Annotated in this window: 12 protein-coding genes; 7 read left to right on the forward strand and 5 right to left on the reverse strand. The window is 53.1% G+C overall.

The features are described 5' to 3' along the window. The first annotated feature begins 173 nt into the window (after positions 1–173). Positions 174–1,379: a caspase family protein gene (locus tag AC0QHF_RS01770; protein ID WP_324702467.1), complete on the forward strand. Its 1,206-nt coding sequence runs from the start codon at positions 174–176 to the stop codon at positions 1,377–1,379. Between the two features lie 236 nt (positions 1,380–1,615). On the opposite strand, the gene AC0QHF_RS01775 is transcribed toward AC0QHF_RS01770, so the two are convergent. Continuing rightward, positions 1,616–2,002, reverse strand: coding sequence for a hypothetical protein (locus AC0QHF_RS01775; protein ID WP_324702468.1), 387 nt, complete (start codon positions 2,000–2,002; stop codon positions 1,616–1,618). Positions 2,003–2,241: 239 nt separating this feature from the next. On the opposite strand from AC0QHF_RS01775, the gene AC0QHF_RS01780 reads away from it, so the two are divergent. Further along, complete coding sequence (locus tag AC0QHF_RS01780; protein WP_324702469.1) at positions 2,242–2,871, forward strand: M23 family metallopeptidase; 630 nt, start codon at positions 2,242–2,244, stop codon at positions 2,869–2,871. A 48-nt stretch (positions 2,872–2,919) separates the two neighbouring features. Here AC0QHF_RS01780 and ftsH read toward each other — a convergent pair whose 3' ends face one another. Continuing rightward, on the reverse strand, positions 2,920–4,833 hold the full coding sequence (ftsH, locus tag AC0QHF_RS01785) for an ATP-dependent zinc metalloprotease FtsH (RefSeq protein WP_324702470.1): 1,914 nt from the start codon (positions 4,831–4,833) through the stop codon (positions 2,920–2,922). Positions 4,834–5,114: 281 nt separating this feature from the next. Here ftsH and AC0QHF_RS01790 point away from each other — a divergent pair, with 281 nt between their 5' ends. From AC0QHF_RS01790 to AC0QHF_RS01805, 4 genes are all read left to right on the forward strand, one after another. Continuing rightward, on the forward strand, positions 5,115–5,969 hold the full coding sequence (locus AC0QHF_RS01790; RefSeq protein WP_324702471.1) for a Uma2 family endonuclease: 855 nt from the start codon (positions 5,115–5,117) through the stop codon (positions 5,967–5,969). Positions 5,970–6,192: 223 nt separating this feature from the next. Next, positions 6,193–6,813 (forward strand): hypothetical protein, encoded by a 621-nt coding sequence (locus AC0QHF_RS01795; RefSeq protein ID WP_324702472.1) that lies wholly within the window; start codon positions 6,193–6,195, stop codon positions 6,811–6,813. 169 nt (positions 6,814–6,982) lie between these two features. Continuing rightward, a complete protein-coding gene (locus AC0QHF_RS01800) occupies positions 6,983–7,138 on the forward strand; it encodes a hypothetical protein (protein ID WP_324702473.1) in 156 nt (51 codons plus the stop codon). 58 nt (positions 7,139–7,196) lie between these two features. After that, positions 7,197–8,672: an alpha-amylase gene (locus tag AC0QHF_RS01805; protein ID WP_324702474.1), complete on the forward strand. Its 1,476-nt coding sequence runs from the start codon at positions 7,197–7,199 to the stop codon at positions 8,670–8,672. Positions 8,673–9,060: 388 nt separating this feature from the next. On the opposite strand, the gene gshB is transcribed toward AC0QHF_RS01805, so the two are convergent. The 3 genes from gshB to AC0QHF_RS01820 form a co-directional block, all read right to left on the reverse strand. Beyond that, the gene (gshB, locus tag AC0QHF_RS01810) at positions 9,061–10,038 is read right to left on the reverse strand and encodes a glutathione synthase (RefSeq protein ID WP_324702475.1); all 978 of its coding nucleotides are present in this window, start codon (positions 10,036–10,038) and stop codon (positions 9,061–9,063) included. Between the two features lie 82 nt (positions 10,039–10,120). After that, entirely contained in the window at positions 10,121–10,381 is a 261-nt protein-coding gene (gene grxC / locus AC0QHF_RS01815; RefSeq protein WP_324702476.1) for a glutaredoxin 3, read from the reverse strand. A 192-nt stretch (positions 10,382–10,573) separates the two neighbouring features. Continuing rightward, positions 10,574–11,272 carry an ATP-binding response regulator gene (locus AC0QHF_RS01820; protein WP_324702477.1) on the reverse strand — a complete coding sequence of 233 codons (699 nt, stop codon included), beginning with the start codon at positions 11,270–11,272 and terminating at the stop codon, positions 10,574–10,576. A gap of 480 nt (positions 11,273–11,752) precedes the next feature. Here AC0QHF_RS01820 and AC0QHF_RS01825 point away from each other — a divergent pair, with 480 nt between their 5' ends. Further along, positions 11,753–12,757, forward strand: coding sequence for a pentapeptide repeat-containing protein (locus tag AC0QHF_RS01825; RefSeq protein ID WP_324702478.1), 1,005 nt, complete (start codon positions 11,753–11,755; stop codon positions 12,755–12,757). Positions 12,758–13,006: the final 249 nt, after the last annotated feature.

Genomic DNA, 13,006 nt, shown 5'->3' on the forward strand with positions numbered 1-13,006 from the left:
AGGGGTGGTGGGTTACGGCGCGGATGAAAAGTTGTGGGTTTTTCCGAAAAATTACTGCCGCGCCTAACCCACCCTACAAAAATTTCTCTATATTTTGCCCGACCCGTCAATTTTGATGTAAACTATAACTTTAAAATCATCATTGAATGCACCCATAAATTTTATCACTCGCGATGAATCATTTCTCCCGACGTCACTTCCTGCAATTTGCATCTGCAGCCTTCGCGACACTGGGGATTCACCCCCTCGTCTTTCAACGCCAAGCCCGACGCTACGGGCAAGCCCTGGCCGAAAGTACGCCCCGAAAATTGGCGTTGCTGGTGGGCATCAACAGCTACGCCGACCAACCCCTCCAAGGCTGCGTCAACGATACGGAATTGCAGCGACAATTATTGATCCACCGCTTCGGTTTTAACCCCAAAGATATCTATATTTTATCCGATAAAGAAGCGACCCGCGAAGGCATTTTGACCGCCTTTGAAGAACATTTAATCAAACAAGCCAAACCCGGAGATATCGTCGTCTACCACTATTCCGGACACGGTTCCCGCATTTTCGACCCCGAACCCATTTTGAGAGGGGTGGGAAATACGCCACAACTCAACGGCACCTTCGTCCCCGTTGACGGCACGTTACCCGCCGGATATCCCGACGTCGGCGGCAGTGTCAAAGATATTATGGGACACACTCTATTTTTGTTGAAGTCTGCTTTACAAACGGAAAAAGTTACGGTCATTTTGGATAGCTGTTTTGCGGGCGGGGCGACCCGAGACGTGCGGTTTCGTTCCCGAGACGGGGGCAGAAATATTTTGGTTTCTCCCGAAGAAAGAGCCTATCAAGAATGGTGGTTATCTTATCTGGATATGTCCCCAGAAGAATTCGTCAACGGCTACCGGACGGGGGTGGCGAAAGGCATTGCTTTGGCAGCAGCAGCCCCCAATCAATTGGCACGGGAACAAAATATTAATGGCTTTCAGGCGGGAATTTTTACTTATTTACTGACCCATTATCTTTGGCATAAAGACAGCAATATCGACCAAATTTTCAAGAAAATCACCCCCGAAATTCCCTCGTATTTTCGGCAAGTTCCCCGCTACGAAGTGAAGGTGGGAAGCGGATATCAACTCGAAAATCCCTATTTTGTCGAAACGCCCAATTCTCCCGCCCAAGCCACCGTCATCGGGGTGAGTGGGAAGGATGCCCGGTTGTGGTTGGGGGGTGTCGATTTGCGAAAGGTGGGGGCGGGGACGGTTTTTGAGGCGGTTGGCGATGCTGGACGGGTGCGGGTGGTGTCCCGGGATGGTATCGTGGCGGCAGCGACTCTCGAGAACGCGGTGACGGTGGGAACGCCCTTGCAGTTGTCGGTTGAAGCGTCTTGATGCCATACCGACCCGGATCGCAAAGAAACAATTCCGACAGTAATTAATCATTCAAAAATTCGGTTTTCAACCCCCTTTTTCCGGGGACTAAAATCGAATATTTTCTGTTTAGCAAATCCCCTTTTTGTCAGATCCCCCCAGCTTGCGAAGGGGGAGATCCCCAAGGGTCCCTGGATTTTTGGAGATTTAACCGAATTCGATAAAATTATTAATTATTAATGATCCATTATTAATTGTTAATTGTTCTGCCGGCTGTCCCGCCGCCCCAACTCGTAAACGCCGCACAGGATGGCGACAATGACGCCGATGCTGATCGACCAACTGCGGCCCAGGGTGACTTCCACCACCCAATTGCAGAGTCCTCCGATCGCCAGAAAGGGTATGATGCTGAAAATGGAGGCCCAAAACGCATTTTGGGATTCTCGGGCCCGGCGGGTGCGTTCAAATTCTTCCTGGGAAGTGTAGAGCGATCGCTCCGCAAAGTTGAACCAGCGGGTCAGTTGCTCCATCACCCATTCGCTCACCGGAGAAAACCCCCAGTACAGGGCCAGTGACCACAATGCCGTCCCCGCGATCGCCGTGGCGTTGAGAGTGAATGTAAACGGAAAAATGTCGGTCAGCATGGGTCATTTGATGGCAGCGTTAGCAAAAACTTAACATAAATTTGCAAAACTTGTTCGATCCGCCCCCATCATCGAGTAGAATACTCCGTCATAAGTCTGCAAACATTCGATCCGGTCGGTCGCCCGGGATCGCAGAATCTCCGAGGTGGGCGATCGCACCACCCATCGCAATTCGCTCGATTGAAATCCCTTGTGGTGCATCCAGCCATGCAGTTTCGGTGATTGAGGAATCAAGAATTATGGCAAAATTCCAACCGCTACGGGCGCTCAAGCGTCACATCCACCCCAAACAGATAGCGTTGCTGGCGACGGGATGCATCGGTTTGAGCTTGATTCCCCTGGGGGGACAACAATTGCAAATGGGCGTCCGAGAGGCCCGGGCCTCCCAGGTCGCCGTGGGAATCAACTGGAACGGCGCCTCCTTCCCCGTCGAAAACTTTCTCGAATACACCTCCCCCTTCGGCTACCGCGGCAGCGGATTTCACTACGGCCTGGACCTGGCCGCCCCGATGGGCAGCTACATCCGCAACTGGTGGACCGGACAGGTGGTCGAAGTCTGGGAAGACGGCCGCTGCGGCACCGGGATCGTCATCCAGTCGGGCCAGTGGGAACACATCTACTGCCACGTCCAGGGATACGTCCAAAAAACCGCCGACGGCACCTATTTTATCGATCGCGACGGTGGCATCCAACTCCGGCAAGGGCAAATGGTCCCGGCCGGAGCCCGCATCGCCCGAGTCGGAATGACCGGCAGAACCACAGGCCCCCACTTGCACTGGGGGCTCAAGTATGGCGGACAGTGGGTCGATCCGGCCCGGGTGCTCATCGCCATGTACGACCAGCAGAATCGCCGATATTCTCAACGTTAGATAACCGGAAACGGGGGCGGGGCGGATGTCCCCCATTCCCGACTCTCTCTAGGCTTTTTTCAAGCCGATCGCCATCTGCCGTTCCGGGAGCGTCGTGTACTCGGCCACCAGGCGGCGGAACTCTTCCCCTTCAATGGTTTCCATCTCCAAAAGCAAATCCACCAGGCGATCGAGCAAGATCCGGTGGTCCCGCATGATCCGGCGGGCGCGATCGTAGCCCCGGAGCGCGATCGCCCGGATCTGGTGGTCGATTTTCGTCGCTACCTCCTCAGAATATTCCGACTGGCTGGGGAAGCCCCGCCCCAAAAACACCTGTTCGCCGGGATGTTCCAGGGCCACCGGACCCAAGTCGGACATCCCGTAGCGCGTCACCATCTCCCGGGCCAAATTCGTCACCATTTGGATGTCGTTGCTGGCCCCGATGGTCACTTCCGCTTCCCCGAACACCTCCTGCTCCGCGGCCCGCCCGCCCAAAGCGATGGCGATCTGATCCATCAGCCAAGCCCGGGTGTAGAGGCCGCTATCGACCATCTCCTCGTTGAACATCTGCTGGGCGAACCCGCCCACGCCCCCCGATCGCGGGATAATCGTCACTTTGTTGAGGGGGTCGGAATTTTCCAAAAGCGTCATCAACAGGGCGTGTCCGACCTCGTGGTAGGCGATCAGCCGCTTTTTCTTGCAGTCTAGGAGGGGCGTCAGCGCCAGCCCGATCGTGATCCGGTCGATCGCGTCATCGATCTCTAAGAGCGAAATCGCATCTTTGCGCCGCCGAGCCGTCAAAATCGCTGCCTCGTTGAGCAAGTTCGCCAGATCCGCCCCGGAGAGCCCCGGAGTCCGCCGTGCGATCGCTTCCAAAGAGACATCATCCGCCAACTTCTTATTACGGGCGTGCACTTTCAGGATGCCCAGACGGCCGTTGTAGCTCGGCAAATCTACGATCACCTGGCGATCGAACCGTCCGGGCCGCAGCAGCGCCGCATCCAAAACATCTGGGCGGTTCGTCGCCGCGATCACGATAATCCCCGGATTCCCCTCGAACCCGTCCATCTCCGTCAACAACTGGTTGAGAGTCTGTTCCCGCTCGTCGTTGCCGCCCCCGATGCCTGCGCCCCGCTGCCGGCCCACAGCATCAATTTCGTCGATAAAGATCAGGCAGGGCGCGTTCTCCTTCGCCTTTTTGAACAGATCCCGTACCCTAGAGGCGCCCACGCCGACGAACATTTCCACGAATTCCGAACCCGAAATGCTGAAAAAGGGTACCCCCGCTTCCCCGGCGACGGCCTTCGCCAGCAGGGTTTTACCCGTTCCGGGAGGACCCACCAACAGCACTCCCCTGGGAATTTTAGCCCCGATCGCGGTGAATTTTTCCGGGGATTTCAAAAAGGTGACGACCTCCTGCAATTCTTCCTTCGCCTCTTCGATCCCCGCCACGTCGTCGAACAGAATCCCGGTTTTCGCCTCCATCTGGAACCGCGCCCGGGATTTGCCGAAATTCATCGCATTTCCGGAAGACTGGGTGGAGCGACGCAGGATCATCAGCAGGAACGCCAAAACCACCACGATCACCAGGATATTGACCACCAAACCCATCGCCGCGCTGTTGTCCGCCGAGGGTTTCACTTCGTAGTCCACGTTCTGAGCCCGGATGGCGTCCATCAGTTCCGGGTTGGTGTCGAAGAGTCCCACATATCGGCTCTGCTCTTGATTTTCCGCGTCCGTGTAGGTGACTCTCGCCATCTGTCGGGAGGGATCTTCTTGGATTTTGATCACCTGTCCCGCTTCGATTTTCTGCAATAACTCGGTGTAGCTGAGGCGATCGGAATTGTTCTGGGCGAAGGCGGGAGTCCCCAACAGGATGCTCTGGGCGATCGCCCAACTCCCCAAAATCCGCCACAGATGCTTTTTGGTCACTGACGGTTTCACGGCCCGCCGTCCGAATCCGTCGATCCAGGAACCTTTCATATCAATATTTGCCCTTTCCTGTTGCTGTATCCTCTTTCAGTCTAAATCGAGGCGTTTCTATAGTGTAGCGCTCCCCCAGTCTGAGGGTTGGGGAGGTCAAATTGGTGCGATCGCCATACGCCTCTTCAATATCTGTAGCACAGGCATCTTGCCTGTGATCACAAGCGAGATGCCGATTTGACGCGACGATCGCAACTATCGCGCCATGCCGTAACAACGGTTTGGGGGCGATCGCAGATCTATTATTTATGATCGAGGTTACAGTTGTCACAAAACTGCCCATGTCCTTCCAATACCCCGTCCCCCAAACCGATCCGCCGCGATCGCCCCGGGAAACCCTTCCCACCATGTACGATTTGCCCAGCGAAGACCCGGAGGAACCCGGATTGCCCGACGAATTTCACTACCGCCAACCCCCCCTCCTGAGTCAAACCTTTCAACCCAAAACATATCCGCCGGAGCAGGTTTTTAGTGCCGGGGATATGAACCTTTATTATGATATTCGTCACTTTTCTTGGTACAAACGCCCGGATTGGTTCGGAGTCGTCGGCGTGTCGAAACTTTACGACGATCGCGACTTGCGTTTGAGCTATGTGATGTGGCAAGAAATGGTGCCTCCGACGGTGGTGGTGGAACTGTTGTCGCCGGGGACGGAAAGAGAAGACTTGGGCCGGACGACGCGCCTGAGTACCGCTCCGCCCACCAAATGGGAAGTTTACGAACAAATTTTAAAGGTTCCCTATTATATTGTTTTTGACCGCTACAGCGATCGCCTGCGGGGGTTCGTCCTCACGGCGGGTTTTTATCAAGAATTGCAGTTGGCGGAACCCAAAATTTGGATACCCCAATTGGAGTTGGGTTTGGGATTGTGGGCGGGAGAATATGAAGGAATGAACCGCCTCTGGCTGCGGTGGTACGATGGGGAGGGAAATTGGATCTCGACCCCCGCCGAACAAAAGGCGATCGTCCAGGAAGAATTGGAAACTGAACGACGGCGGACGGAAACTGAACGTCAACGGGCCGAAACTGAACGTCAACGGGCAGAAACCGAACGTCAACGGGCAGAAACCGAACGGGAGCGATCGCGGCGTCTCGAAGAATTGTTGCGCTCCCACGGCATCGATCCCGACCTTTGAACCAGATAAATTATCCCATTTTTTGGGGCGATCGCGTTTCAATTGGGGCGAAAATACAGCGTTTACCGGGCTTGCGAGGTACGATTCCGGGTTCAAAGTCCCCATCCCCCCCTACCCCCCCTTTGTAAGGGGGGAGTTCAAGGGGGATAATGGCGGATCGAACCGTATCGCAGCAGATCGGCAACTGCTATATTCATCGATTCAATTAATGGAGAGATAAACAATGAATGAATTGCTCCGACAAGTAGTCGAAGAGATCCAAAAACTTCCCGAGGACGAACAAAATGCGATCGCCCGTCATTTTTTGAGCGAACTCCGGGAAAAAAAGATCCGAGAAGATTATAAAATTGTCGCCGATTATGGAGAAAAATCGTTCTCAAATTCTCCCCGTTATCGTTGGGATATATCCATTTACAATCGCGAAAATCAACGGATATTAATCGTCGAGGTCAAGCGTAGCTCGAATGCTTCACTAGATTGGGCGATGCAATTGAGGCATCAAATCTTTGCAAACGACAATTTTCCGATCGCCCCTTACACTATGCTTGTTTTTACCGATAAAATCTATTTGTGGTGCGATCGCCATCCCCAAGATCTCACATTGGAACCTTCCTATATTATCGATGCAACTCCAATTTTCCAACCTTACTTTGAACGATCTAAAGTCACGGCGGAACACATCAGTGAATACAGTTTTGCAATGATTGTTGCTTCTTGGTTGAGAGAAATAATTCGGGTTGCAAATTTTCCCGAGGATCGCGATCGGCTTCAAGAATGGCTGGTCGAATCCCGACTTTTGAGCGCGATCGAAGGTGGCGACGTGAGATATGAGGATTGGGCGTGAATATCTACGTCGAAACGAAAAATCAGAATTGAATCGTTGGAATTGTAGGATGATCTTCGATTTTGCCGAAGGCTTGAGATTTATTGAATCTCAAATCTCGTCCTAATTGATTGGAATAACGAAAAAATGCGCCGCCTCTGGCTGCGGTGGTACGATGGGGGGGAATGGGATGGAGATCCTGGGCGAACGACGGCGGGTCAAAGCGGAACGGGAGCGATCGCGCTCCAACAGTATCGCTCCCGACGATATTATCCCATTTTCCGGGACGATCGCTTTTCAATCGGGGCGATCGCGACAACCGTTTCAATATCCTCTAAAATATTGACGGGTTCTTGGGCGGGTTCCCTCGACTCCAGAAAAATGACAACGCGGGAGAAGCTCTCATGATCAACGGTGTGATGATGCAATACTTCCACTGGTACATCGACTCGGACTCGATCCTGTGGGACCAACTCAAACCCAACGCCCGAGAACTCGCCGATGCCGGAATTACCGCCCTCTGGCTGCCTCCCGCCTACAAAGGCATGGGGGGAACCCACGATGTCGGCTATGCCACCTACGATCTCTACGATCTCGGAGAGTTCGATCAGTGCGGGACCGTCCGCACCAAATACGGCGATCGCCAACAATATCTCGATGCCATTCACGCCGTCCAAACTGCCGGAATTCAAGTCTATGCCGACGCCGTCCTCAACCACAAAATGGGGGGCGAGTCCACCGAAATGGTGCGGGCGACACCCTACTCGACGGGCGATCGCATCCATCCCAAAGGCGACCTGAGAGATGTCAAATCCTACACCCAGTTTAAATTCCCCCGCCGCCAAGGTCAATATTCCGATTTTCAGTGGAACTGGCAGCACTTCGATGCGGTCGATTACGACGATTTAACCAAAGAAAAAGACACCATTTATTTGTTTGACGGCAAAGTTTTCGATGATTATGTCGCCCTCGAAAAAGGCAACTTCGCCTACCTGATGGGATGCGATCTCGACTTCCAAAATCGCGACGTTCGGGACGAAATCATCAACTGGGGAAAATGGTATCTCGACACCACCGGAGTGGACGGTTTCCGCCTCGACGCCATCAAACACATCTCCGCCTGGTTCTTCCCCGAGTGGATTGACGAACTCGAAAAACACGCCCAAAAAGATCTGTTCGTCGTCGGAGAATATTGGTACAACAACATCGACACCCTGCACTGGTACATCGGCACCCTCGGCGGCCGGATGTCCGTCTTTGATGTCCCCCTCCACTACAAATTTTACTACGCCAGCAAATCCCACGGACATTTCGACATGAAGACGATCCTCGATCACACCCTCATGAAGGAACGCCCCATCAATGCCGTCACCTTCGTCGAAAACCACGATTCCCAACCCTTACAATCCCTGGAAGCCCCCGTCGAACCCTGGTTTAAACCCCTCGCCTATGCGCTGATCCTACTGCGCCGCGAAGGCTATCCCTGCATTTTCTACGCGGATTATTACGGGGCACAATACGAAGATTACGGACACGATGGCAACCGTTATAAAATTCTCCTTCCCTCCCACCGCACGATACTTGACCAGTTATTATACGCCCGCCACCGCTACGCCTACGGGGAACAGTACGACTATTTTGACGACTACAATACAATCGGTTGGACTCGTTTGGGAGATGAAGAACATCCCGAAGGTTTAGCCGTGATTATGAGTGACAATATCCCCGGGCAAAAATGGATGGAAGTGGGCAAACCCAACGCCAAATTTACCGATCTCACCGGACACGTCAAAGAACCTGTCCACACCAACGAATGGGGGTGGGGGCAGTTTTTCTGCTGCGGCGGTTCGGTGTCCGTCTGGGCGCAAGAAAACAATTGATAATTGATCATTGATGATTGATAACTTTTTCTGATTTTTGGGGGTGGATGCTGGGGAGAGGGCGAATGCCATTCGCCCCTACTTTTTTGGGTGGATTTTTATTTTTTGAAAAAAATTAAGAAATGTTAAAATTTTTGCCTTTTTTTGGGGAGGGGGTTGCTTTTGGGGTTGACTTCCGGTATTATTTTAGATAATGGGAGTGGTTGCAAAAATATTATTTTTAGCACCACTCCCATTATGGGGGATTATGTCAATAGTCTACCGCGAATCGCCGCCCCCTGTCAACCCCCCCTCGCCCATTTCCAAGCATCAGAAAAAAAAATTTTTCTGAAAGTGAGATATTAAAGGCAGTGTAATTCCCGACTCCCGACTCCCGACTCCCGACTCCCTAAGATCGCATCTGTTCGACAGTTGCGATCGCCCATTCGATGACCTGGGTTCCCAAACTCACCGTATCCAACAAATCAATTTCCCGAATCCCCGTCGGGCTGGTGACATTCACTTCCGTCAGGTAGCCGCCGATCACGTCCAACCCGACGAAATACAACCCGTCTTCGAGGAGTTTTGGCGTGACTTTTTCACAAATTTCCAACTCGCGATCGCTAATTTCCGTTTTCGCCACCCGCCCGCCGACGGCCATGTTTCCGCGAAATTCTTTGCCCGTGGGGATGCGATTCACCGCCCCGATGGGCTTTCCATCCAACAAAATGATCCGCTTGTCGCCCTCTTTTGCCGCGGGTAAATAGGTCTGCACCATCACCGGTTCGGAGCCCCGGCGGGTGCTGATTTCGATCAGGGAATTGAAATTGCGATCGCCGGGTTCGAGAAACAGAATCCCCTCCCCGGCTTTCCCCCCCAGCGGCTTCAAAACCCCCGCCCCCTGGCGTTCCACAAATTCCCGGATCACCTCTTTTTCCCGGCTGACGATCGTTTCCGGGAGCACCTCGGTGAATTGCAGGGCGTACATTTTTTCATTCGCCGCCCGCAACCCTTTGGGAGCGTTCACCGTCAGGGTTTTGGCGCGATCGATGTAATCCAAAATATAAGTAATGTAGAGATAGGGAATCGTCACCGGCGGATCGATCCGCATGAACACCGCATCCATCGCCTCCAAAGGCTGCAATGTGGCATCTCCCAAATTAAACCAGATTTTCTCCGCCACCCAGCGCGCGCCCTCCCGAACAATCGGCGTCAGGCGGACGGGAGTCAGCGTCGCCCAGGCTTTTCCATCAATCACACTCAGTTGGTGGGCCAACGTCACCCACACTTCGTGACCCATCTCCTGAGCCGCCTCCATCATGGCGACGCTGCTATCGTGGACGGGGTTCAAGTTCTCGATGGGATCGATAATGAAGGCGAATTTCATGGACCGGATTGCGAGTGGGCGAAATTAATCATACCCCCAAGCCGGTGTCAGTGGTTTGGGGGTATTGCCGAACGGTGCGACTCTAGGCGGCGAGGAGGGGATCGAGTTCGCCCTGGGCGTCGAGGGCGTGGAGGTCGTCACAGCCGCCGACGTGTTGGCCGTTGATAAAGATTTGGGGGACGGACCGGCGTCCGTTGGCGCGTTCGGCCATTTGATCCCGCGCTTCCTCATCTCCGTCGATGACGTATTCGGTGAACTCCCAGCCTTTCTCTTTCAGGAGGGCTTTCGCCCGCAGGCAAAAGGGACAGCGGCTCCAGGTGTAGATTTCGATGGCATTATCCATAGGTCTGTCAGGAACTTTAGTAACATTTCTTAATATTTTATGCCAAATCGGTCTGAATTGGCAATTGTCTTGCGATCGCTTCCTCAACTGCGGCCCGACACCGCCCCACCCGACAGCGATGAGAAACCGGGTTTCTATGAAAGTTTCTCGTTCCCCGGCACAGGGCCACCCAGAAACCCGGTTTCCAGTCACTTAATTGGATAGCCTCGAACCCTTCAAAACTTCCTTCAAACTCGACACCTCATTTAAAATCGCCATCTCCCGGGCACATTCCTCCTGTAGAATTTTCAGATAGCGTTGCTGCCGCGCCCGAAATGCCTCCGGGTCCTGAGTCTCCACATTGGACAAACTCGATTTCAACATTGCGATCGCCATATTAATCGCCGACAGAGGACTCCGCAACTCCTCCGACAAACGATCCAACAATTCCTCGTGGGAATGGCTTTGCTGTTGAAGTTCTTGCATCCGCTGCTTGAGTTGTAGTGCCCGCCGGTGTTCCTCGTCGAGCTCGGCTAAATATCGCCGCTGTTTTTTGAGACGGGCGCGAATTGCGTTGAGAAGTTCCTGGGGAGAACAGGGTTTGGAAAGATAATCATCCGCCCCCAACTCCATGCCCAAACGCTGGTCGGCGCGATGGACTTTTGCCGTCAGAAAAAGAAACGGAATTCGCGCCGTGTCGGGGTTTTCCTGCAACCGTTGCAGGACTCCGTAACCGTCCATATCCGGCATCATAATATCACAAACGATCGCATCGGGACGGTAGAATCGAGCCCGATCGATCCCTTCCTCGCCGTTGGATGCGCCGACGGCATTGAATCCTTCATTCTCCAAGATTTCCAGGATATTGTCGCGAATGGAGTCTTCATCCTCAATAATCAAAATCGTCATCATTGATTGTTACCTGCGATCGCTTCAACCGTTTTGATCGGATTTGCCGTCAAGGGGGTAACGTTGTCCCCAGCTTTTTTGTCCACCCTGCCGCTGATGTCGGAAAATTTTATTTTTCTCGTCCATCCAGATTAACATAACTCGGGCGTTTCTCTCCGGGCGATCTGGGTGGGTGCGATCGCCCCGAGCGAAAATTGAGATGGAAAATTTATCATTTCTCAATCATCGGTGACTTTTTTTGACAAAACTTAATCGATAAATTTATAAAATCTTAGTGAAGAATTGTAAATAAATATTGGTTAAGAAAATTTGTATTTTTCCTCCGTTAATCGATACAATAATACCAGAGATTTTAAAGACGGGTTGCGCGCATCGGGACCGTGTAAATGGCGACCCGATGGATCGGTAAATCTACGGAAAAACTGAAACCGCCCCCGGGCAGGATTTCAGACTGAACGGACTATCAATGGGAGATCTCATCAAATGAATGGAAATGAAATCATCGATCGCTACATGAAAGGGGAACGAGATTTTCGAGGGCTCGATCTGATGGCGGCAAACCTGATCGGCGCCGAACTGATTTCCGCCAACCTGTCGGGCTCCAACCTCAAAGAAGCCTCCCTCGCCCGCGCCCACTTGGAACGCTGTTTTATCCAAGAAGCCAATCTCAGCGGCGCCTTTTTGTACGGCACAAACCTCCACTATGTCAAACTCAAAGACAGCCGTCTAATTGAAGCCGATCTCACCAAAGCCAACCTCAGCGGTGCCCACCTCGCCAAAGCCGATTTGATGGGGGCAAAACTCAGCGGTGCCATCCTGACTTGGGTGACGCTTTTCCGCGCCAACTTGCCGGGGGTGAACCTCTGCGGCGCCAACCTCAACGGCATCAATTTGCGGTCCGCAAACTTAGAAAAAGCGAACCTGAACTGGACGAACTTGAGTGGTGCACGGCTGAGTGGCGCCAACTTGCGAGGGGCGCAGTTGAACGGCGTTAAACTCGACGGAGCATTTCTAAATGGACTGCAATTGGAGGGCATCGACTTCAGCAGTTTGGAACTGAATCAAGTCAAACTCAGCGGCGCGAAACTGATGGGTGCGAACCTGCGAGGAACCAGCCTCCGGGATTCTCAACTGCGCTTCACCTGCTTGGATGACGCCAACTTAGAACGGGCGGATTTGCACGGCAGCAACATTCGCGGCGGCCAGTTTATCCAAGCCAATCTGATGCAAACTAACCTGGAAGAATGCGATTTAAGGACTGCCGATTTGAGTCACACGAACTTGAATCTGGCGAATCTGCGCGGCGCCGATTTGAGCAACGCGAACCTGCGCGGCGCCTATTTCTGGGGCGCCAATTTGGACGGCGCGAACCTGCGCGGCGCCGATTTGCGGGATGCGAGCTTGCGGAATGCCAAGTTGAACGGGGCGAACCTGCAAGATGCGATTTTGACCGGTGCGACCCTGCCCGACGGCCGCATTCACGGTTAATATCTACAGCTATCAGCAGTCAGCTTTCAAGTCAATCCAGTAGTCCAGTAGTCCAGTAGTAGACCGTTTCGGCTCAAATGAGGCAAAATTCCCAACGTAGCATCGGGCATCTTGCCTGTGGATTCAGATCCGATCGCCTCATTTAAGATAAAACTCTCCAGTAGGGTGGGTTAGTAGTCCAGTAGGGTGGGTTAGGCGCGGCAGTAATTTTTCGGAAAAACCCACAACTTTTCATCCGCGCCGTAACCC

Source organism: Lyngbya sp. CCY1209 (genome assembly GCF_055795065.1).

Excerpts from the sequence above, each read along its gene's own strand:
- AC0QHF_RS01770 (WP_324702467.1), top strand. The coding sequence starts at position 174 with ATGAATCATTTCTCCCGACGTCACTTCCTGCAATTTGCATCTGCAGCC.
- AC0QHF_RS01775 (WP_324702468.1), bottom strand. The coding sequence starts at position 2,002 with ATGCTGACCGACATTTTTCCGTTTACATTCACTCTCAACGCCACGGCG.
- AC0QHF_RS01780 (WP_324702469.1), top strand. The coding sequence starts at position 2,242 with ATGGCAAAATTCCAACCGCTACGGGCGCTCAAGCGTCACATCCACCCC.
- ftsH (WP_324702470.1), bottom strand. The coding sequence starts at position 4,833 with ATGAAAGGTTCCTGGATCGACGGATTCGGACGGCGGGCCGTGAAACCG.
- AC0QHF_RS01790 (WP_324702471.1), top strand. The coding sequence starts at position 5,115 with ATGTCCTTCCAATACCCCGTCCCCCAAACCGATCCGCCGCGATCGCCC.
- AC0QHF_RS01795 (WP_324702472.1), top strand. The coding sequence starts at position 6,193 with ATGAATGAATTGCTCCGACAAGTAGTCGAAGAGATCCAAAAACTTCCC.
- AC0QHF_RS01800 (WP_324702473.1), top strand. The coding sequence starts at position 6,983 with ATGGAGATCCTGGGCGAACGACGGCGGGTCAAAGCGGAACGGGAGCGA.
- AC0QHF_RS01805 (WP_324702474.1), top strand. The coding sequence starts at position 7,197 with ATGATCAACGGTGTGATGATGCAATACTTCCACTGGTACATCGACTCG.
- gshB (WP_324702475.1), bottom strand. The coding sequence starts at position 10,038 with ATGAAATTCGCCTTCATTATCGATCCCATCGAGAACTTGAACCCCGTC.
- grxC (WP_324702476.1), bottom strand. The coding sequence starts at position 10,381 with ATGGATAATGCCATCGAAATCTACACCTGGAGCCGCTGTCCCTTTTGC.
- AC0QHF_RS01820 (WP_324702477.1), bottom strand. The coding sequence starts at position 11,272 with ATGATGACGATTTTGATTATTGAGGATGAAGACTCCATTCGCGACAAT.
- AC0QHF_RS01825 (WP_324702478.1), top strand. The coding sequence starts at position 11,753 with ATGAATGGAAATGAAATCATCGATCGCTACATGAAAGGGGAACGAGAT.